We start from the raw sequence: 21,146 nt of genomic DNA on the forward strand, positions 1-21,146 counted from the left end.
GTACAAGTCGACCCAGAATGTTGTCAACCCTCTTCACCAGGCAGAACGCCTCAACGAACCCGTGGCATGCGCTGTGGGCGATGATGGTCGGCTTCTTCATGATCCTGGTGGACGCGACGATCGTCGCCGTCGCCAACCCGTCGATCATGGCCAGGTTCGGCGCCAGCTACGACGCCGTCCTGTGGGTCACCAGCGCCTACCTGCTCGCATACGCGGTGCCGTTGCTGGTCGCGGGCCGCCTCGGCGACCGGTTCGGCCCGAAGAACCTCTACCTTCTGGGCCTGACGGTGTTCACCGTCGCCTCGCTGTGGTGCGGGCTGTCCGACACGATCGGGATGCTGATCGCGGCGCGAGTCGTGCAGGGCGTGGGTGCGGCGCTGCTGACGCCGCAGACGCTGTCGACGGTCACCCGCATCTTCCCCGCCGAGCGGCGCGGCATGGCGATGAGCGTCTGGGGCGCGACGGCCGGCGTCGCGACGCTGGTCGGTCCGTTGGCCGGCGGGATTCTGGTCGACGCCCTCGGGTGGCAGTGGATCTTCTTCGTCAACGTGCCGATCGGCGTGGTGGGCGTGGCGTTGGCGCTGCGGCTGGTACCCGAACTGCCGAGGCAGCGGCAGCGGTTCGACGTGGCGGGGGTGATCCTGTCGGCGGTCGGGCTGTTCCTCATCGTGTTCGCCCTGCAGGAGGGACAGGCCAACAGGTGGACCCACTGGGTCTGGGGTCTGATGGCGCTGGGCACGGGGGTGGTGGCCGCGTTCCTGTTCTGGCAGGCGGCCAACCGCAACGACCCGCTGCTGCCGCTGGAGATCTTCCGCGACCGCGACTTCTCGCTGTCGACGTTCGGTGTCGCGACGATCGGTTTCGTCGTGACCGGAATGATCGTGCCGGTCATGTTCTACGCACAGGCGGTGGGCGGGTTGTCGCCGACGCAGTCGGCACTGCTCACTGCGCCGATGGCGATCGCCACCGGTGTGCTCGCGCCCGTCGTCGGACGGATCGTCGACCGGTGGCACCCACGCCCGGTGGTCGGGTTCGGGTTCTCCGTCCTGGCGGTCGCGTTGACCTGGCTGTCACTGGAGATGGCACCCACCACTCCGATCTGGCGGCTGGTGTTGCCGCTGACCGCCACGGGGATCGGCATGGCGTTCATCTGGTCACCGCTGGCCGCTACCGCGACCCGCAACCTGCCGCCGCGGTTGGCGGGTGCGGGTTCGGGTGTCTACAACACCACCCGCCAGGTCGGGGCGGTGCTGGGCAGCGCCAGCATGGCGGCGTTCATGACGTGGCAGGTCAACTCCGAGATGCCGTCGTGGGCGTCCGATCCGGCCCAGGGCGGTGATGGGGGTGCGACGCAGTTGCCGTCCTTTCTGCACACGCCGTTCTCGGCTGCCATGTCACAAGCATTGCTGTTGCCCGCATTCGTCGCACTGTTCGGTGTGCTGGCCGCGGTTTTTCTGCTCGGCTACGCACGCCGTCCGCTCGAGCCCGCCGCCACCGTCGCACCCGACGACGACGAGCCGTTCGTCGACGACGATGACGACTACGTCGAGTACACCATCGACTGGAACGACGGCGCCGCGTCGTGGGTGCGCGCCGAGCGGGAGCCGGCGACCGAGCCGCTGCCCGCGCGTGAGGAGCGCCCGACCCAGCATTCCGACGACTCATGGCGCGCGATTCTCGACCAACTGCTCGCCGACGTTCCGCCCGTACCGCCCGCCGAACCCCGGGACGACCCGATCGGGTTGTCGCACAACGGATTACGTGCCGATGACGAGCGGCGGCCCACATGGCTGGACCCACCGCGGTCGGATGACGGTGTCTATCCCCACAACGGGGGCCGCGATCGCCCCGATCGCCACGAGCGGTCGAACCCGGGGCGGTTTGGTTCCAGCCGCAGGCATGCGCGCGACGACGACGACTGACGACTGACGACGGAAGCTAGTCGAACAGGACCGCGGGATTGAGGTAGCCGGTCGGGTCGAAGGCCGCCTTCACTGTTCGCATGGCCGCGATATCGGCGTCGGTGCGCGACATTCCCAGATACGGGCGCTTGCGGGTGCCGACGCCGTGCTCGCTGCTGACGTTGCCGCCCAGGCGGGCGATGAGGTCCATCATCGCTTCGTACAGGGCGTGTTCGACTTCGCTGTCGAGCGTGCACCGCACGAGGTTCAGGTGCAGGTTGCCCTCGCCGACATGGCCGAACAGCACCGGGATCGCTTCGGGCGCATGGTCGGCGACGAGTTGGGCCGCATCTGCGGCGAACTGTGCGACAGCCGAAAGCGGAAGCGAGACATCGAATTTCAGCGGCGGGCCGTACACGCCGAGCACTTCGGCGACGGCCTCGCGCACCTGCCAGAGTCGCTGCTGTGCGGCGGTGTCGACGCCGACGGCGGGTTCACCGCACAGGTCCGCGCCCTCGATTGCCTCGGCCAGCCGGTCGGTCTGGTCGGTGTCGCCCGCCAGTTCGATCAGCAGCTGCCAGGTGCCATCGACGGGCGCGGGCACCCCGGCGTGCGCGGCGGTCAACGCGCTGGCACGCGCGTCGATCAACTCCAGCGCAGCGATACCATCCAGGTCGCGGAAGGTCCGCCCGGCGGTCACGAGCGCATCGAGGTCGGCGAACCCGCAGATCGCCGTCACCCGGTGAGGCGGCGTGGGGTGCAGCCTGAGATCGAGCGCGGTGATGACGCCCAGAGTGCCTTCCGCGCCGACGAACAGCGACGTCAGGTCGTAGCCGGTGTTGTCCATCCGCACCCGGCTGTGCCGGTGCACTACCGAACCGTCGGGCAGCGCGACGTTCAAGCCGATCACCTGCTCGCCCATGTTGCCGTAGCGAACGGTGCGCAGTCCGCCGGCGTTTGTCGATGCCATGCCCCCGACGGTCGCGGTGTCACGCGCGGCGAGGTCGACGCCGAATACCAGCCCCGCCTCGCCGGCCGCCCGCTGCACTTCGGCCAGAGTGACCCCGGCGCCCACCGAGATTCGGCGTTCGGTGACGTCGACGTCGCCGATGTCGCGCAGCCGCTCGGTGGACAGCAGCACGTCGTCGTGTTCGGGAACGGTGCCAGCCACCAGCGATGTCCGTCCACCCTGCACGGTGACGTACGCGCCGGCGTCGCGGCATGCCCGCAGCACCGAAGCGACCTCATCGGCCGACCCCGGTCGCACCAGGGTGCTGGCCCGGCCCCGGTACCGCCCGGTGTGGTCGACGGCCCGGGCGGCGAGCACGTCGGGATCGGTGCTGACGTAGGCGTTTCCGACGATCTCGGCCAGCCGGTCGGTCAAGCTCGTCACGCGGGTGCGCCCAGCGACAGGAACGCGCCCAACTCGATCAAGCGGTCCGGTGTGCTCGGCAGATACTCGGTCAGTGCCTCCGAACGGACGATCACGCTGAGGTATTTCGCGCGGCTGACCGCGACGTTGAGTCGATTCCTGTTGAGCAGAAACGATATTCCCCGCGGCACATCGTCGATGGAGGACGCCGTCATCGATATGAACACCACCGGCGCCTGCCTGCCCTGGAACTTGTCCACGGTGCCGACCGCGACGTCGGACAGCCCGGCCGCCTCGAAGTAGTCGCGCAACAGCAGAACCTGCGCGTTGTAGGGGGCGACGACCAGGACGTCATTCTGGGTCAATGCGCGTGTGCCGTGCTCGTCGGTCCAGTCGCTGCCGAGCAGCGTCAGTGTCGCCGCCACGATGGCTTCGGCCTCCTCGGGGCTGCTCGTGGAGTTGCCGTCATGGGGGATGGACACCACGCGCACACCGGGATCCTGGCCGACGAGGCGCCGCGCGGCGGGTGGGCCCTCCGCGGACTTCAGCTTGCCCTCGTAGGACAGCCGGGACACCGGGGCGCACACCGCGGGATGCATCCGATGGGAGCGGTCGAGAAAGTAGCCGAATTCCTCGGGCAGCGTGCGGTTCTCCTGCACCAGCCAGCCCAGCGCCGATGCATCGACCGGCTCGGGATGGTGGCCCTGATTGACCTGCGGCAGCTGCTGCGGGTCGCCGAGCAGCATCAGGTTGTCGGCGGCCCTGGCCACGGCGATGGTGTTGGCCAGGCAGTACTGGCCCGCCTCCTCGATCACCAGCAGGTTCAGGCTGCGGGCCTCAACGCGCGTGTCGTTGGCGAAATCCCATGCGGTGCCGCCGATGACGCACCCGTCGTGGTTGGCGATGAACGCCGCGTACTCGTCCTTGTCGATCGCCTGACAGCCGACGTCGTCGGGGCAGTCCTTCTTGGCGATGCGCTCTGCGTCCACCCCCGCCTTGACCAGCTCACGAAAGAGGTTCTCCACCACCGCATGTGACTGCGCTACGACACCCACGCGCCACTGACGGTCGTTCACCAGAGCTGCGATGATCCGGGCGGCCGTGAACGTCTTGCCGGTCCCGGGCGGGCCGTGCACCGCGAGATACGACGATTCCAGGTCGAGCACTGCGGCGGTGATGTCGGCGGTGACATCGCCGGTGTGGGGCAGGGGCGCACCGCTGCGCGTGCGCGGCGGCCGGCGCAGCAGGATATCGACCACCGCGGTGCGCGGCAGATCCGGTAGCGCAGCGGCGACGTCGGCGGCCGCGGTGTCGATGGCTTCGCGTAACTTATTGGTCGGCACGATGTTTCGCGGCGTGAGCGCGAACGGTATCTGCGTGAACGTGCCCGCAGGGGTCTCGCGTTCGCAAATCACCACCCGGCTCGGGACATTCGCGTCGTCGACCTCGATGACGTCGGCATTACCGGCGGCGCGCCGGTCCGCATTGTCGGCCATACCCGCGGGTGAGGGCGGTTCATACAGTGCGAAAACCTCTTTGCTGATTCCGCCGCCCTCCAGCGCCCCGGTCAGTTCCAGCCAGCGCTGCTGTTTGCGGGCGCGCGTCGACGGTAGATGCCAGTCCTTGACGACCACCACGCCGTCGGTGTCGACCAGGAACACGTCGCTGGTGTCGGCCCACTCGTCGACGGGGCTGTTGAGTCGGTCGAAGTGCGCCCACCAGAACGGTTTGTCCTCGCGGCGGTGATATCCGCGCGCGGCGGCCATCAACGCCATGGCCGTCTGTTCCGGACTGCGTTGCGCCACACCGTCTCCGGCGAAGTCCATCAGCGTGCGTGCCAGGTGGTCGGTGTCCTCGACCGCGATGCTCTGGGTGACGGGCTGCGGTCCGAGCGGCGGCACGCTGGACTCGATCGCGATCTTGATCAGCCAGTCGCGCAGCCGGTGTGTCGATCGGCAGTCGTAGCGGTTGTAGTCCTCGATCTTCTTGAGCATGTTGTCGGCTTCGTCGTGGCGACCTTCGGCCCGCAGTTCACAGAACCGCGCGTACATCGTGATCGACTCCGTGGCGGTGGTGACGTCGCCGGTACGCAGCTCGGAGCCCATGTACAGCGGCTCGAGGGACTTCAGGCTGTAGTTCTCCGTGCCCACCCGAATGCTCTTGCGCACCAATGGATATAGGTCGACCAGAACGCCTCTGCGCAGCAGATCGTCGACCTCGTCCTCGCCGACACCGTAGCGGCCGGCCAGCCGGAGAAGCGCGGACTTCTCGTACGCCGCGTAATGGTAGATGTGCATCTTCGGATACTTTTTGCGGCGCTGCCGCACCAGCTTGAGGAAGTCGACGAGGGCCCTGCGCTCGCTCGCGCGGTCGTGCGCCCACAGCGGGCGGAAACCGCCGCCGACTTCGAGCACGCCCCACATGTACTCCAGGCCCCACTCGTGCCCGTCGGCCGTCCACAGGGGGTCGCCTTCGAAGTCGAAGAACAGGTCACCCTTGTCGGGATCGGGTAGCAGCGTGAACGGCTGGGGGTCGACGATCTGGTACGGCGGCTTGCCATCGACCCGCGGGGCCAGCTGCAACCGGGCCTGGTCCCGCAGCGCGCTGAACGTCCGCGTCGAAAGCTCGGCCACCGGACCTTCATGTCGCGCGAGATCGGCGACCGTGGTGATACCCGCGTCGAGCAGACGTGCCCGCTGGCTCACCCGCATGTTCGCGACCAGCAGCAGGTCGTCGCCGGCCCGAACCTGGGCCTCGCATTCGGGACAGCGGAAACAGGCCCGCACGCTCTCGTCGGCCCAGTTGACCGGTGCGCCCGAGGCGAAGTGGTCGTCGAGCAACCGCTGCAGGGCGTCGCGCCGGGGCCGATAGACCGGAAGCAGCTCGTCGATGCGGTAGCTCGCGGTGGCGCCGTCGCCGAGGACGAGCTCGACTTCGTCGGCAACCGGAACGCCCGCGGCGGTGAGCGTTTCGGCGTAGGCCGCCAACTGCAGCAGCGCCTCGACTTTCACCGAGCGCGCGAGCTTGGTGTCGCGCAATCGATACCGCTCACCTTCGGCGTCGCGCTCCAAGATCAGGAAGTCGGCGAAGCCGACGAACCGGCCGTCGAACATCGCGGCCTGGTAGATCACCTCCGCGCGACGCTCGACAGCGCGACGCGTCTGCTCGGCGGCGGCGGTCAACCCGTCGATCGTGTACGGGGGCCTGCCGATGATCGCGACGTCGGTGCGGTCGCGCAGCAGATCGAGGTGTCGCTTCTCATGCTCGTCGCCGAGCTGGGCCGTCCTGGCCAACAACTCGTCTTCGTTCGTGACCGCGGGGCCCCGCCCGAGCTTGGCGTCGAAGGCGCGCAGCAACGCGTACTCGCAGCGGGCGGCCGCTGCAAGATCGGATGCGCTGTATACGACGCGGGTTTCGGCGCCGTCGGAGGCCACGAACACGCTGCCACTGTATGTGACCCGGGCGACACCTCACCGCTTCGCCGAACGTGGGTTACCCGCACACCCGACGCGGCCCGCGCGTGACACGAGCCCACACTCGACGGGGCACTCATTCGTCCCCAAGGCCGCGCTTATCCACAGGACCGCCGTTCGTCGGCCCGCATCGACCGTTTAGGAGAGACGGCGTACCGACAGTGACCGCATGGATACGAATGCATCGCCGTTCATCGGCACTGAAGCGCTGGCGGCTGGAGTGGTGACAAGGCGAACGTTGGTCAGCCGCCACAACATGATCTATCGGAATGTCTACCTGCCGAAGGGTGCGACGTTGACACCTGACAGACGAGCGGCGGCCGCGTGGTTGTGGTCCGGGCGAAACGCCACCCTCGCCGGGCCATCCGCCGCGGCCTTACATGGGTCTCGATGGATCGACGAGGACCTGCCCGCTGAACTGATTCGCGTCGAGGCATGTGATGTCGACGGAATCGTCATCCATCGGGCGAAGCTGCGTGATGACGAAGTCGGCATTGTGCGCGGAATGCCGGTCACCACTCCGGCGCGGACAGCATTCGACCTCGGGCGGAGGAAAGGGCTCGAGAGGGCGATCATCGCGGTCGATGCGTTGGCGAACGTTACTGGCCTCAAGCCGGTCGACGTCGCGCGTGTCGCCGAAACCCGTCGCGGCGCTCGCGGCACTGTGCAGCTGCGGCGGGTGCTGGAGCTGATGGACGGAGGCGCCGAATCACCGCAGGAAACCCGCACGCGCCTACAGCTGATCGCGGCCGGGTTTCCAAGGTCGCAAACGCAGATTCTCGTTGTCGACGACTACGGCTCGTTCGTCGCCCGCGTCGACATGGGCTGGGAGGAGTTCAAGGTCGGCGTCGAATACGACGGTCCGCAACACTGGGACGATCCGATACAGCATGCACGCGACATCGACCGGCTGGCCGAGCTGGCGGGTCAAGGCTGGCTGATTGTCCGGGTGAGTCGAGATCTCTTGCGCAATCGTCCGCATGTCTTTCTCGGTCGCGTACGGGACGCGATGCGGGCGAGAGGCTGGCCGCATTCGGACACGGTTCGGCTCAACGCTCAAATAGCTCGCCTATAGCCCGCCGAGTGTGGTCTCGATACACGTCGGCGCCGCGAAAGGTGTGCGGGTAACCCACGTTCGGCGCCACCCGTCAGGCGCGACCCGTCAGCCGCCACCCGTCAGCCGGTGTTGCCGATCAGTTCGACGCCGTTTCCGTTCCAGCGGAACCTCACCACACTGTCGAGGCCGGGGACGCCGTTCGAGTAACGCAGCGCGACCGTGTCGCCGGTGCTCTCGGCGGTGTCCACGCCGTTGAACCCGTACGTGTCGGGCGCCCCGCTCGGAATGAACTTGCCGAGGTGGAACATCACCGCCCGCGTGTTGGGGTTGGTGGCGTTGGTGTTGGCCTTGACGATGACGACCGACAGCTGCGCGCACTCGTTGTAGTTGCCTGCGATCGGCTCCGGATTCCAGCCCTGGTTGCTGCGGGGGTCGCGCGGCAGCTCGGCGACCGCCCTGGTGATCTCCGGGGCGGCGAGATTAACCGCGCAGGGGTCGGCCGCCGGTGCGCCGGACGCGGCGGGGGGAGCGGCCGAGGGCGGCGGCGCGGCCGGCGCGGGTGCCGAAGCGGGCATGGCGTCGGGCGTCTTGGAGACGGTGGAGTCGCTGGCTCCGCACCCGACGGCGATCACCAGCACCGCCGAGAGCGCCGCCGCCGAGCCGAGGAGGCCGTTGAGCCGAACCGTGCACATCACCTGAGCCACCCTTGCAAATCGCGTCGACCAGGTCGCGCCGACACACCGCATGGCGAATCGGGCTGCTCGCTGGCACTAGACTCGACGCCGATGACCTCCGCCGAGTCGGATGCGAGCCCCGACGGCTCGACCGGCGACCTGACCTTCGACGACCTGCAGATTCACCCTTCGGTGCTGCGGGCCGTCGTCGACGTCGGCTACGAGACTCCGTCCGCGATCCAGGCCGCCACCATCCCGGCCATGATGGCGGGTTCCGACGTGGTGGGTCTGGCCCAGACCGGCACCGGCAAGACCGCCGCGTTCGCGATCCCGATCCTGTCGAAGATCGACACCGCGAGCCGGGTGACCCAGGCGCTGGTCCTAGCGCCGACGCGCGAGTTGGCGCTGCAGGTGGCCGAGGCGTTCGGCCGCTACGGCGCCCACTTGCCGGAGGTCAACGTGCTGCCGATCTACGGCGGCTCGTCCTACGGTCCGCAGCTGGCCGGACTCAAACGCGGGGCCCAGGTCGTCGTCGGCACACCGGGTCGGGTGATCGACCACCTCGAGAAGGGCCGCCTGGACCTGTCGCGGCTCGACTACCTCGTACTCGACGAGGCCGACGAGATGTTGCAGATGGGCTTCGCCGAGGACGTCGAGCGCATCCTGGCCGACACCCCCGAGTTCAAGCAGGTCGCGTTGTTCTCGGCGACCATGCCGCCGGCGATCCGCAAGATCACCAAGAAATACCTGCACGATCCGGTCGAGGTCACGGTCAAGGCGAAAACCGCCACCGCCGAGAACATTTCGCAGCGCTACATCCAGGTGTCGGGCCACCGCAAGATGGATGCGCTGACGCGGGTGCTCGAGGTGGAGGAGGGCGACGCGATGATCGTGTTCGTCCGCACCAAACAAGCCACCGAAGAGGTCGCCGAGCGGCTCAAGGCCAGAGGCTTCGCCGCGGCGGCGATCAACGGAGACATCCCGCAGGCGCAGCGCGAGCGCACCATCGCCGCATTGAAGGACGGCAGAATCGACATCTTGATCGCGACGGATGTCGCCGCACGGGGACTGGACGTCGAACGCATCTCCCACGTTCTGAACTACGACATCCCCAACGACACCGAGTCCTATGTGCACCGCATCGGTCGCACGGGTCGGGCGGGCCGGTCGGGGTCGGCGTTGCTGTTCGTCACACCGCGCGAGCGCCACCTGCTCAAGGCCATAGAGAAGGCCACCCGGTCCAAGCTGGTCGAGGCGGAACTGCCCACGGTCGAGGACGTCAACGCCCAGCGGGTGGCGAAGTTCCGCGACTCGATCACCGAAGCGCTCAGCGCACCGGGCGTCGACGTCTTTCGCAACATCATCGAGGACTACGAACGCGAGCACGACGTGCCGATCGCCGACATCGCGGCGGCGCTGGCCGCCCAGGCGCACGGTGGTGACGAGTTCTTCATGGTCGAACCGCCGCCGGAGAAACGCCGCGAACGTGACGAGCGTCCCCGCCGCGACAAGCCCGACCGCAAACCGCGCGAAGGCCTGGCCACGTACCGCATCTCGGTGGGCAAGCGGCACAAGGTCGGACCCGGTCACATCGTCGGCGCCATCGCCAACGAAGGTGGTCTGCACCGCAGCGACTTCGGCCACATCACCATCCGTCCGGATTTCTCGTTGGTGGAGCTGCCCGCCGATCTGCCCAGGAAGACACTCAAAGCCCTTGAGAACACCCGTATCTCGGGGGTGAAGATCAACCTGCAGCCCGACCGACGGCCGGACAAGGGCCGGCACAAGCAGAGATGACGCTGTCGCGCGGCTTGGACGCGCAGGGCGGATTGGAATCCGTCAGCAGGGCCGAACGAGTCTCCTCGCTCACCGGTATCCGCGCCGTGGCCGCCCTGTTGGTGATGTTGACCCACGCCGCGTACACGACGGGCAAGTACCCGCAGGGCTATGTCGGTCTGGTGTACTCCCGCGCCGAGATCGGCGTGCCGATCTTCTTCGTGCTCAGCGGGTTTCTGTTGTTCTCGCCGTGGGTGAAGGCCGCGCACGCGGGGGCCTCCCCGCCGTCGACGCGCCGTTACGCCTGGCGCCGGGTGCGACGGATCATGCCGGCTTACGTGGTCACCGTGCTGGCGGCCTACCTCGTTTACCACTTCCGCACCGCGGGCCCGAACCCCGGGCATAGCTGGGAGGGGTTGCTGCGCAACCTGACTCACACCCAGATCTACACCGACAACTATCTGTACTCGTATCTGCATCAAGGCCTCACGCAGATGTGGAGCCTGGCGGTGGAAGTTGCGTTCTACGCCGTGCTGCCGCTGCTCGCGTGGTTGCTGCTGGTGGTGTTGTGTCGACGACGGTGGCGTCCGGGCCTGCTGATCGGCGGACTGTCCGTCCTGGCGCTGATCACACCCGCATGGTTGGTTCTCGTGCACACCACCGATTTCCTGCCCGACGGCTCGCGGCTGTGGTTGCCGTCGTATCTCGCCTGGTTCATCGGCGGGATGCTGCTGGCGGCGCTGCAACCGCTGGGGGTTCGTGCCTACGGCCTGGCGTGCATACCGCTGGCGGTGGTGTGCTATTTCATCGCGTCCACACCCATCGCCGGGGAGCCGACCACCTCGCCCGCCGAGTTGCGCGAGGCATTGGTGAAGGCGTTCTTCTACGCGGTGATCGCGACGCTGGCGGTGGCGCCGCTGGCGCTGGGGGATCGCGGCATCTACGCCCGGGTGCTGTCGAGCCGGCCGATGGTGTTCCTCGGCGAGATCTCCTACGAGATCTTCCTGATCCACCTGATCACGATGGAACTGGCGATGGTCGAGGTGCTGCGCTATCCGATCTACACCGGATCGATCGCCATGCTGTTCCTCGTCACGTTCGTGATGACGGTCCCGCTGGCGTGGCTGCTGCACCGGTTCACCCGGGTGCGATCATGACGCGATCGCGCACACGCACTAGCCGGTAGATCGCACGCGCCCGGTGCGTGAGAAGAACCCCTTAAGCGCGCCTCACGGCTTAGGGTAGCCTAACCGCAACAGCGACACGGAGGGCTCGTTATGTCGGACAAGAAGCCAACGCGCGGTTTTCAAGGCGCGGTGCTCAAGCTGCTGCGCGCCGGCGACTATCGGCTGACCGTGACGGGTAAGCGGGAGATCAGCCCGCACTACCTGCGGCTGAGCTTCGACGCCGGCGGCATGCTCGAAGGCTCGCCGCTGCACCCGACGATGTGGATCCGCATGTGGTTCGCCGATGGTGAGAAGCTGCACCAGCGCGGCTACACCCTGGTCGACCCGAACCCCGCGGCCGACACGGTCGACATCGAGTTCGCCCTGCACGACGGCATCGCCTCGCATTGGGCGGAGAACGCCCAACCTGGCGACACGATCGAGGTCACGGTGCTCGGCAGCAACTTCACGCTGCCCGAACCACCGCCTGCCGGCTACGTGATCGTCGGCGACACCGCCTCGCTGCCCGCCATCAACTCGTTGCTGACCGCGATCGGCGACGCCCCGGCGCGGGTGTTCTTGGAGGCGGCGCACGACGACGACCGTCAGCTACCCGTCGCCCGCAGCACCGACGTGATGTGGGTGGACCGCAAGAACGCCGGCGAAGCACTGGTGGAAGCGGTGGCCGCGGCGGCGTTCGAGGCCCCCGACCACTTCGGATGGGTCGCCTGCGACAACCGCACCACCCGCGCGGTGGTCAAGGTCTTCCGCGAGGAGTACAAGATCTCGAAGAAGTCGATCAAGGCCCAGGCTTACTGGGTGGCCTGACGGCTCCGGGCGCTACTGGGTGGCCTGACGACTGGGCAGCACGATCGGTACGACGAACTCCTCGAGCATCGACCGTTCGTCGTCCTCATCGTGACCGGGGAACAGCATCAGCGAGGTCATCACCCGCACCAGCCAGCGCGAGCGGTGCGCGACCAGTTCTGGGTCGTCGGGACCGAGCGAGATGACGAACGCCTCGGTCAGTGCCTTGATCACCTCGGACTCCTCGGCCATCTCCGCGCCGATGGGTCGCTGGGTCGTGGCGAACCACGATGACAGGGCGGGGCTTTCGCGCACGTTGCGCAGTGAGGCCAGCATGCCCTCGATCAACCTCTCACGCGGATCGGTCAGCGCGTTGATCTGTTCGGTCATCTCGCGGTACAGCCGGTAGCTCTCCCGGTGGACATACGCGGTGTAGAGCGCCTCTCGGTTCTCGAAGTAGCGGTACAGCGTGGCCCGAGAACACCCTGCCGCAGAGGCGATCTCGTTCATGCCGACGGTGGCGGCCTCTTTCTGGGTGAACAGCTCGCCCGCGGCGTCGAGGATGCGGTCCGCGGCCACCTCGGTGCGCCGCGCGGCCAACCAGTCGCCGGCCATCAGGCGACCTCGAACGGGACGGACAGCGGCCGTCGCACATAACTGCCGCCGGCCCAGACGATTCCGCTCTCGTCGACCGCGAAGTCGGGTATGCGCGTCAGCAGTTCGGTCAGCGCGACGCGGGACTGCATACGCGCGGCCGCCGCGCCCAGGCAGTGGTGCGCGCCGTGGCTGAAGGTCAGGATGTTGCGCGGTCTGCGTGTCACGTCGAGTTCGGATGCGCCGTCGCCGAATTGGCGTTCGTCGCGGTTGGCCGATGCGTACAGCAACAACACCCGCCTGCCCTCCGGGATCGTGGTGTCGGCCACCGTCACGTCGCGGGTGACGGTGCGGGCCAGCCCCTGCACCGGTGAGGTCATGCGTAGGAACTCGTCGACGGAATCCGGTATGAGATCCGGGTTTTCGACTAGCAGGCGGCGTTGGTCGGGTCGCTGGTGAAGCAGCTGCACCGAGCCGCCCAGCATGCCGGTGGTGGTGTCGTTGCCGCCGGTGACCATCGTGAAGGTGAAGGCGAGGATCGAGAGCACACCGGCGATGTCGCCGGCGGCCCCCACACCCGCGGCCACCAGATGTGACACGGTGTCGTCCTCTGGTTCAACTCGCCGGCGTTCGATGAGATCGGTGAAGTAGGCCATCATCTCGCCGAGGTTGTCGCCGAGCGTCTCCAGCGCACCGCCGAGCCCACCGTCGGCGGTGTTGGCGGCCACGATCGCGTCGGTCCAGCAGTCGAACTTGCCGCGGTCGGCCTCAGGTACGCCGAGATAGTGCGCGACCACCATGGACGGCAGGGGCTTGAACAGTTCGGCGACGATGTCCCCGCCACCGTTGGCCCGTAACCGCTCGATCCGCTCGACGACGAATTCGCGGACTTTGGGCTCGACCGCCTCGACCTGCCGCGGCGTGAAGCCCCGCGCCACCAGCTTGCGGAACTCGGTGTGTACGGGCGGGTCCTGCATCACCATCGGCGGATTGTCGGCCAGGCCGATCAGTTCGAGCTCGCCGTAGTTGACGGTGAGCCCCTGAGCCGAGGAGAACGTCTCGTGATCACGCGCGGCGGCCCAGATGTCGGCATGTCTCGACATGACGTAGTAGTCGTGGTCGGGCCGGTCGCGCGGCACCACGTGGTGCACGGGATCACGGTCACGCAGCGCTCGGTACATCGGCCACGGATCGGCCCATGTGTCTGCGTCGGCGAGCTGGAATCGAACCGGCGTGTCATGAGACAGGGTAGCCGTCACGTCTCATTCGTACGACACTATGCGCGAACCTGTCAATAGTATCGACCGCGAAACCGACGGATTGGTCGCGGATCGAGCTGATCAGCAGCCATTACGTCGGTCCCGACGTCAGATTCCCGCGCCCGGATTGAGGATGTTGTCCGGATCGAGCGCCTGCTTGATCCGCCGGTTGAGTTCCATCGCCTCCGGGCCGATCTGACCGGCCAGCCACGGCCGCTTGAGCCTGCCGACCCCGTGTTCGCCGGTGATCGTGCCGCCCAGGCTCACGGCAAGGTCCATGATCTCGCCGAACGCTTGGTGCGCGCGTTCGGTCATCGCGGGATCGGTGGGGTCGTAGACGATCAGCGGGTGCGTGTTGCCATCGCCCGCGTGCGCGATCACCGAGATCAGCAAATCGTGGTTGTTCGCGATCTTGGCCACGCCGCCGACCAGATCGGCCAACGCGGGCAACGGAACTCCGACGTCCTCGAGTAGCAGCGAGCCCTTCAATTCGACGGCCGGAATGCAGAACCGCCGGGCGGCGACGAAGGCCTCGCCCTCCTCGGGGTCCGATGTCGAAAAGACTTCCTTCGCACCGTGTTCGGTGAAGACGTCGGCCATGAAGCGGGCGTCCTCGGCGCCCGATGGGCCGCGGTCGTCGGAGGCGGCCACCAGCATCGCGGCGGCGTTGCGGTCGAGGCCCATCTTCAGTTTGTCCTCGACGGCGTTGATGGCGGCCGAGTCCATGAACTCCAGCATCGAGGGCCGGATCTTGGCCGTGATCGCGACGACGGCCGCGGCCGCTGCTTCCACGGAGCCGAATGCCGCGACCACCGTGCACGCCGCCGACTGTGCCGGTAGCAATTTCAGCGTCACCTCGGTCACCACGCCGAGCGTGCCCTCGCTGCCGACGAACAACTTGGTCAGCGGGAGCCCGGCGACGTCCTTGAGCCGTGGACCGCCGAGCCGCACCGCCGTGCCGTCGGCGAGCACCACCTGCAGTCCGAGCACGTAATCCGTTGTGACGCCGTACTTCACGCAGCACAGACCACCGGCGTTGGTGGCGACATTGCCGCCGATACTGCAGATCTCGAACGACGAGGGGTCCGGGGGGTACCACAACCCGAACTCGGCGACGGCCTTCTTGACCTCGGCGTTGAGCAGACCGGGCTGGACGACGGCGGTGCGGGTCAACGGGTCGACGGTGATGTCACGCATCTTCTCGGTCGTCAGCACGATGGCGCCGTCGAGGGCCGATGCGCCGCCCGACAGGCCGGTGCCCATGCCGCGGGGCACCACCGCGATCTTGTTGACGGTCGCCCAGCGCAGGACCGCCTGCACGTCTTCGGTGCTGCGCGGCCGTACCACCGCAAGCGGTGTTCCCGCGTTCGGGTCGAACGCCCGGTCCTGCCGGTAGGAGCCCAGGATGTCCGGATCGGTGACGAGGGCTCCCTCGGGCAGCGCGTCGACCAGGTCAACCAGGGGTGACTTCACAGCGCCATGGTACGAGCCCGCGCCGTGGACAGGCCCGCGCCGTGAGCAGGTCCACGGTGGCTCGAAAACACGCGCAGGTAGCGGAACTGCGGGATATAGTTCCGCCGTGATCAGCGGGGAGCCGCTGGCGGGACGTGACGGCGAACTGGCGATCATTCGCCGCGCACTCGGGGGCAGCGACACATCCGGCGTGGTGATCGTCGGAGCCGCCGGGGTGGGCAAGACCCGGCTCGCACGTGAGGTGCTTCGGCTCGCTGAACGCGGCGGGGAGCGAACGAACTGGATCGTCGGCACCGAATCCGCGAAGGCGCTGCCGCTGGGTGCGTTCACCGCGGTAATCGACGACGCCGTCGCCGATCCGCTGCCCAACGTGCGTCAGCTGGTCAATTCCCTTGTGGCCCAACAACGTCGCGGCCGCACCCTGATCGGTGTCGACGACGCGCATCTGCTCGACGGGCTGTCGGCGCACGTGGTGCACCAGCTCGCGCAGACCCGGGCGGCCCGCCTGGTCGTCACCGTCCGTTCGGGCGCCGACGAACCCGATGCGATCACCGCGCTGTGGAAGGACGGACTTCTCGTCCGCCTCGACCTTGCGCCGCTGTCCGTCGACGCGGCCCGCGGCATGATCGAGCAGAGCCTGGGCGGGTTCGTCGACGCCCGTAGCGCTCAGCGGTTCTGGAAGCTGACCGGTGGCAACGCCCTCTTCCTGAACCAGTTGGTCAAAGACCAGATCGACGCCGGCCGGATGCGGCAGACGGCGGGGGTATGGATGTGGGACGGCGATCTCGCGGTGTCGCAGAGCATCAGCGACATGGTCGGGCGCCAACTGCGCGAACTCACCCCCGATGTCGCCCTCGTCGTCGACACACTGTCGCAATGCGAACCACTGCCGGTCGCCACCCTGTGCGACGTCGTGGACCGGGACGCGCTGGAGGCGGCCGAACGGATGCGGCTGGTGACCGTCGAGCGAAGCGGAGCAGATCTGGTGGCCCGCCTGGCCCATCCGCTGTTCGGCGAATTGCGGCGCGCGACAGCGGGCGAGATGCACCTGTCGAGGATTCGCGGCAGGTTGGCCACCCGGCTCGCCCAAGACCGCGAGCTCGACGTTCAGGCGACCGTGCGGCGGGCCCTGCTCGCGCTCGAATCAGACCTGGCACCGGATCCCGACGTCTTCCTGACGGCGGCGCGTGGCGCGATGACACTGCTCGACCTCGAACTCGCCGACCGGTTCGCAACCGCGGCGGCCGACGCCGGTGCCGCCGAGGCACCCGGGTTGCGCGCGTTGAACCTGTTCCTGCTCGGTCGGGGCGACCAGGCCGAGGACGTGCTGAGTCGGATGGCCGGCCAAAGCGCGGCAAGCGCACACCGATGGTCGGTTCTGAGGGCGGCCAACCTGATCTGGATGCTGGGCCGTATCGAAGAAGCGTCCGCGGTGCTGGCCGGGCTGGCTTCGGGACCCGAGTCGACGGCCGAGCAGTTCGCGCGCATGGCCGCCGAAGCGTGCGTCGATGCCGCATCGGCGCGATGTGACGCCGCAGTCCAAAAGGCCACGGCGGCACTGGAGTCGGGGCTGCTGACCGACTTCGACGCGATGTTGGCCTCGGTGGCGCTGACGATGGCGCTGGGGGCGCTCGGCCTGGCCGACGAACTGACCGCCGTCGCGGAGTCGGCGATGAATCGGGCGATGACGTCATTTCAGGCGTCACACATGCGGTTCTGGTTCGCCAGCGTGTACGCCCGCGCCTGCCGGCTGACCGGGCACATCGGCGAATGTGAGGCAATGGCGCGGCGAGTGGCCGACTCGGCCAAAGAGATGCCGAGCCTGGCCTACGCCAATCTGGCGTCGCTGCTGGGAAACGCCGAACTCATGCGGGGCAACGCCCGCGCTGCGGTGACTTTGTTGCGCGAGGCTTTGGCCGGTGTGCAAAGGCACGGTGTGACAAGCGGTTTGCGGCCGGCGACCTGTTTCGGCCTGGCGGAGGCCTACGCGAAACTCGGTGAAGGGCAGGCGGCCGAGGACGTGATCGCCGACGCGCGGGAGAGTGTGCCGTCCGACTACGTGTTCATGCAGACGGCGTTGAGCATCGCCACCGGATGGTCGTTGGTGGCCAACGGATGCGTCGCCGACGCCATCGCCACCGTGCGATCGGCGGCGTCACAAGCCCGCACGCGCCGCCAGCCCACCCACGAGCTGGCGTGCCATCAGGCGGCGGCGCAGTGGGGCGACACATCGTGTGCCACGCTCGCACGTGAGCTTGCCGGCGAACTCCGGCTGCCGTTGGCCGATGCCGTTGCGCGCCATGCGGAAGCGCTTGCCGCCGACGACGGAGAAGGGTTGCTCGCGGCCGCCGACGCCTACCGGTCCATCGGCGACCGCGCCGCCGCCGCCGACGCCGCCGCACAGGCGGCGGTCGCATTCACCCGCGGCCAGCACCGCAAGCGGGGCCTGTATGCAGCCGCCGTGGCCAAGGAACTCAGCGATGCGTGCGGGGGACTGTGCACACCGGCCCTGAGGGTTCCGGCCGGTCAACCGTTGACCGGCCGTCAACGCGAGATCGTCGAGTTCGTGGTGGCCGGATTGTCCAACCGCGAGATCGCCGACCGGCTGGTGATGTCGGTGCGCAGCGTCGAGGGCCACATCTATCGCGCATGCCAACGGGTGGGGGCGAGTTCCCGAGACGAACTCGCGGCGATCTGCAGACGAGGACCGGTTCCCGGTGGCTGAAAACAGCGATCGCCCACCGATGGAAGGCGCTTCTGGAAAGAGCCCGCCCATGGATACGGTCCACGACCGTGAGGCGGGATTCGGCCACTGGGCGACTCGCCGTGCGTCGCTGTGCGGCGATCGGGTGGCTTTGATCGACGGGGACCGACGGCTCACCTTCAGCGAATTCGACTGTCGGACCGATCGGCTGGCGCAGGCTTTGCGCGCGTCGGGCGTGCGCAAGGGCGACCGCGTGGCGGGGCTCATGATAAACAGCTGCGCCTTTCTGGAGACGCTGTTCGCCACCGCAAAACTCGGCGCCGTATTCGTGCCCATCAATTTTCGGCTCACCGCTCCGGAAGTCGCTTACCTGTTATGTGATTCCGGTGCAGTTTCCTTCGTGTGGTCAGGGATGTTCGCGGCAGTCGCACGCGCGGCGTGCGCCGGCGAAGGTGTGCATGTCAGTACCCGAGTGGTGGTCGGTGGTGACGCCGAGGACGGGGAAACGGAGTTCGAGCTGTTTCTAGCCAGCGGCCAGGACCGTCCCGTGGACGTCTCGATAGCCGGCACCGACTTGTGTTGTCTCCCCTACACCTCCGGGACTACAGGCCGCCCCAAGGGTGCGATGCTGACCCATGACAACGTGTTCTGGAACACGCTCAACGGTGTGACCGCCGGGCGCGGGCTACACGAAGGAGACCGAACCGTCACCGCGGCGCCGTTGTTTCACATCGGTGGGCTCAGCGTGCACACGCTGCCGCTGATTTACGTCGGCGGCACGAACGTACTACTTCCTGGCTTCGATCCGGTGCGGACGCTAGCCGCGATGGCGCGCGAGCGCGTCACCGTCCAGTTTTTCGTCCCGGCGATGTGGGCGGCACTGATGGCCGTACCGGATTTCGAATCCTATGACCTGTCGGCGCTCGAATTGGCCGTCAGCGCCGGGGCTCCGTGTCCGCTGCCGGTGATCGAGTACTTCCAGGGCCGCGGCGTGCCGTTCCAGGAGAGCTTCGGTCTGACCGAAACAGGCGGCGTCACACTGCTCGACGCCGATCACGTCAGGGAGAAATCCGGCTCGGTCGGCCGGGCGCTGTTCCACGTGCAAGCCCGCGTCGTCGATGAGCAGGACCGCGACGTGCCCACTGACACCGTCGGCGAAGTCGTCGTCCGCGGTCCGGCAGTTTTCACGGGTTACTGGTTGAAGCCGGATGTGACCGCCGAAGCGGTCCGTGGCGGCTGGTTTCACACCGGCGATCTGGGCCGCATGGACGCGGACGGCTTCATCACCCTCGTCGACCGCAAGAACGACATGATCATCAGCGGGGGTGAGAACGTCTACCCGGTCGAGGTCGAGCAGGTCCTCTATCGCCATCCCGCGGTCAACGAGGTGGCGGTGGTGGGCGTCCCGGACCCCAAATGGGGAGAAACGCCGATCGCGGTGGTCGTTTTCAAAGACGGTGCCCAGATCACCGGCGACGAGCTGATCGATTACGCGCGTGCGCGCCTGGCCCACTTCAAATGCCCCACCCGGGTGGAGTGCATGCCCGAGCTACCACGCAACGCGTCAGGGAAAGTGCTCAAGACCGCCTTGCGTAGGCAATTCGATACCCCGGCCCGCTAAACCGTTGGCGGGCGGTCGAGTTCGCGGAGTGCGGGCAGGAACACGGCGATGATGCCCAGCAGCAGCATCGGCAGCGCGAGCGCCAGGAACGTCACATGCAAACCTGCCGAGTCGGCCAGCGGCCCGGCGATGATCAGTCCGAGCGGGCCCGCCGCGTAGGCCAGCGATCCCATCACGCCCACCACCCGGCCCCGCAGGTGCTGCGGCGCCCTCGTCTGCATGACGTAGTTGTAGATCGGTTGGATCGGCCCGTAGAACAGGCCGACGATCGCCGAGAGGACCAGGATCAGCGGTAGCGGTGGCAGGAACGCGATGACCGTCATTGCGACGCCGAGCGTCAGCACCGCGGTCAACATCGTCACCCTCCGGTTGATGTACTTCGACGACACCGCATAACCGAGCGCTCCCACCAGGCCGCCGATGCTCAACGCCATCAGCACCCAACCGAGTTGCACGGGTTCGTCGCGGTCGGTGAAGTACTTGGGGAACAGGACCGACTCCATCGGCATGTAGAGCCCGGTCACCACGAGGTCGACGACCGCCAGCGTGCGCAGGACCCTGTTGCGCCAGACGAACCTCAGCCCCTCCACGACGCCCGCCCACACCCCCTCGGGCAATGACGTGCGGTCCGGCGTTCCGGCTCCTTCCAGCCGCAGCAGCGCGATCGCGACTATCGATACCACGAACGCCGACGCGGTGACCCACATCGTGTTGATGCCGCCCAGCGTGGCGATCAGCAGGCCGCCGATGCCCGGTCCGACGATGTAGGCGAGGTTGAACACCGCCTCGTAGACGCTGTTGGCGCGGTCCAGCGTCCACCCGGCGCGCGCTGCCGCTTCGGGCAGCATCGTCTCGCGAGCGGTCATTCCCGCCGGGTCGAAGAAGGCGCCCAGCGCGGCCAACGTGGCGAGCACCGCGACGTTGACGGCCTCCACTCCGAACGTCAGGGCCAGCACGGGCACGGCGGCCACCGACAGCGCGGACAGCGCGTCGGAGACCATAGAGACCAGCCGCCGGCCCAGATAGTCCACCGCGGCCCCCGCGATCAGCGTCGCCACCAGCAGCGGCAGTGAACCCGCCATTGCCACGATCGAGGCGTCGAGCGCAGAACCGTTGCGCTGCAACACCAGCCATGGGAACGCGACGAGCGAGATTCCGTTGCCGGCACCGGCCGTGAGCGCGGCGAAGAAAATCAGCAGCAGGGGACCGCGCCGGCTATTCATCATGAGTTATCGCGGCAGAATCTAACAGCGTGCAGGCCCGCTCGGC

General features: G+C 67.6%; 14 protein-coding genes. 7 read left to right on the forward strand and 7 right to left on the reverse strand.

The genetic code is table 11. From position 1 onward, the window contains the following. Window positions 1-17: 17 nt before the first annotated feature. Entirely contained in the window at window positions 18-1,922 is a 1,905-nt protein-coding gene (locus AU198_RS07000; RefSeq protein ID WP_064346987.1) for an MFS transporter, read from the forward strand. A 16-nt stretch (window positions 1,923-1,938) separates the two neighbouring features. Here the strand turns inward: AU198_RS07000 and AU198_RS07005 are convergent, their stop codons facing one another. After that, on the reverse strand, window positions 1,939-3,285 hold the full coding sequence (locus tag AU198_RS07005; RefSeq protein ID WP_197416046.1) for an FAD-binding oxidoreductase: 1,347 nt from the start codon (window positions 3,283-3,285) through the stop codon (window positions 1,939-1,941). Between the two features lie 5 nt (window positions 3,286-3,290). Further along, a complete protein-coding gene (locus AU198_RS07010) occupies window positions 3,291-6,713 on the reverse strand; it encodes a TM0106 family RecB-like putative nuclease (RefSeq protein ID WP_064346990.1) in 3,423 nt (1,140 codons plus the stop codon). A 202-nt stretch (window positions 6,714-6,915) separates the two neighbouring features. Between AU198_RS07010 and AU198_RS07015 the strand changes: the two genes are divergently transcribed. Continuing rightward, window positions 6,916-7,821 carry a type IV toxin-antitoxin system AbiEi family antitoxin gene (locus AU198_RS07015; RefSeq protein ID WP_064346991.1) on the forward strand — a complete coding sequence of 302 codons (906 nt, stop codon included), beginning with the start codon at window positions 6,916-6,918 and terminating at the stop codon, window positions 7,819-7,821. A gap of 101 nt (window positions 7,822-7,922) precedes the next feature. Here AU198_RS07015 and AU198_RS07020 read toward each other — a convergent pair whose 3' ends face one another. Then, complete coding sequence (locus AU198_RS07020) at window positions 7,923-8,495, reverse strand: LppP/LprE family lipoprotein (RefSeq protein WP_064347150.1); 573 nt, start codon at window positions 8,493-8,495, stop codon at window positions 7,923-7,925. Window positions 8,496-8,588: 93 nt separating this feature from the next. Here AU198_RS07020 and AU198_RS07025 point away from each other — a divergent pair, with 93 nt between their 5' ends. The 3 genes from AU198_RS07025 to AU198_RS07035 all read left to right on the forward strand — a co-directional run bounded on the left by AU198_RS07025 (window position 8,589) and on the right by AU198_RS07035 (window position 12,247). Then, on the forward strand, window positions 8,589-10,274 hold the full coding sequence (locus AU198_RS07025) for a DEAD/DEAH box helicase (protein ID WP_064346993.1): 1,686 nt from the start codon (window positions 8,589-8,591) through the stop codon (window positions 10,272-10,274). Further along, window positions 10,271-11,410, forward strand: coding sequence for an acyltransferase family protein (locus AU198_RS07030; RefSeq protein WP_064346995.1), 1,140 nt, complete (start codon window positions 10,271-10,273; stop codon window positions 11,408-11,410). The genes AU198_RS07025 and AU198_RS07030 overlap by 4 nt, the downstream gene beginning before the upstream one ends. 120 nt (window positions 11,411-11,530) lie before the next feature. Continuing rightward, on the forward strand, window positions 11,531-12,247 hold the full coding sequence (locus AU198_RS07035) for a siderophore-interacting protein (RefSeq protein ID WP_064346998.1): 717 nt from the start codon (window positions 11,531-11,533) through the stop codon (window positions 12,245-12,247). 12 nt (window positions 12,248-12,259) lie between these two features. Here AU198_RS07035 and AU198_RS07040 read toward each other — a convergent pair whose 3' ends face one another. The 3 genes from AU198_RS07040 to AU198_RS07050 all read right to left on the reverse strand — a co-directional run bounded on the left by AU198_RS07040 (window position 12,260) and on the right by AU198_RS07050 (window position 15,552). Next, on the reverse strand, window positions 12,260-12,841 hold the full coding sequence (locus tag AU198_RS07040) for a TetR/AcrR family transcriptional regulator (RefSeq protein ID WP_064347000.1): 582 nt from the start codon (window positions 12,839-12,841) through the stop codon (window positions 12,260-12,262). After that, the gene (locus AU198_RS07045; protein WP_502689272.1) at window positions 12,841-14,001 is read right to left on the reverse strand and encodes a cytochrome P450; all 1,161 of its coding nucleotides are present in this window, start codon (window positions 13,999-14,001) and stop codon (window positions 12,841-12,843) included. The genes AU198_RS07040 and AU198_RS07045 overlap by 1 nt, the downstream gene beginning before the upstream one ends. A gap of 186 nt (window positions 14,002-14,187) precedes the next feature. Next, window positions 14,188-15,552: an FAD-binding oxidoreductase gene (locus tag AU198_RS07050; protein ID WP_064347004.1), complete on the reverse strand. Its 1,365-nt coding sequence runs from the start codon at window positions 15,550-15,552 to the stop codon at window positions 14,188-14,190. Window positions 15,553-15,658: 106 nt separating this feature from the next. Here AU198_RS07050 and AU198_RS07055 point away from each other — a divergent pair, with 106 nt between their 5' ends. Together AU198_RS07055 and AU198_RS07060 are read left to right on the forward strand one after the other, a co-directional pair. Then, on the forward strand, window positions 15,659-18,277 hold the full coding sequence (locus tag AU198_RS07055; RefSeq protein WP_064347005.1) for a helix-turn-helix transcriptional regulator: 2,619 nt from the start codon (window positions 15,659-15,661) through the stop codon (window positions 18,275-18,277). 49 nt (window positions 18,278-18,326) lie between these two features. Beyond that, window positions 18,327-19,877: an acyl-CoA synthetase gene (locus tag AU198_RS07060; protein WP_064347007.1), complete on the forward strand. Its 1,551-nt coding sequence runs from the start codon at window positions 18,327-18,329 to the stop codon at window positions 19,875-19,877. On the opposite strand, the gene tap is transcribed toward AU198_RS07060, so the two are convergent. Continuing rightward, a complete protein-coding gene (tap, locus tag AU198_RS07065) occupies window positions 19,874-21,103 on the reverse strand; it encodes a multidrug efflux MFS transporter Tap (RefSeq protein WP_064347009.1) in 1,230 nt (409 codons plus the stop codon). The genes AU198_RS07060 and tap overlap by 4 nt on opposite strands. Window positions 21,104-21,146: the final 43 nt, after the last annotated feature.

This window comes from Mycobacterium sp. GA-1199 (assembly GCF_001500045.1).
GTDB lineage: Bacteria > Actinomycetota > Actinomycetes > Mycobacteriales > Mycobacteriaceae > Mycobacterium.

Coding starts and splice junctions, on each gene's coding strand:
- AU198_RS07000 (WP_064346987.1), top strand. CDS start 18: ATGTTGTCAACCCTCTTCACCAGGCAGAACGCCTCAACGAACCCGTGG.
- AU198_RS07015 (WP_064346991.1), top strand. CDS start 6,916: ATGGATACGAATGCATCGCCGTTCATCGGCACTGAAGCGCTGGCGGCT.
- AU198_RS07020 (WP_064347150.1), bottom strand. CDS start 8,495: ATGTGCACGGTTCGGCTCAACGGCCTCCTCGGCTCGGCGGCGGCGCTC.
- AU198_RS07025 (WP_064346993.1), top strand. CDS start 8,589: ATGACCTCCGCCGAGTCGGATGCGAGCCCCGACGGCTCGACCGGCGAC.
- AU198_RS07030 (WP_064346995.1), top strand. CDS start 10,271: ATGACGCTGTCGCGCGGCTTGGACGCGCAGGGCGGATTGGAATCCGTC.
- AU198_RS07035 (WP_064346998.1), top strand. CDS start 11,531: ATGTCGGACAAGAAGCCAACGCGCGGTTTTCAAGGCGCGGTGCTCAAG.
- AU198_RS07040 (WP_064347000.1), bottom strand. CDS start 12,841: ATGGCCGGCGACTGGTTGGCCGCGCGGCGCACCGAGGTGGCCGCGGAC.
- AU198_RS07045 (WP_502689272.1), bottom strand. CDS start 14,001: ATGTACCGAGCGCTGCGTGACCGTGATCCCGTGCACCACGTGGTGCCG.
- AU198_RS07060 (WP_064347007.1), top strand. CDS start 18,327: ATGGATACGGTCCACGACCGTGAGGCGGGATTCGGCCACTGGGCGACT.
- tap (WP_064347009.1), bottom strand. CDS start 21,103: ATGATGAATAGCCGGCGCGGTCCCCTGCTGCTGATTTTCTTCGCCGCG.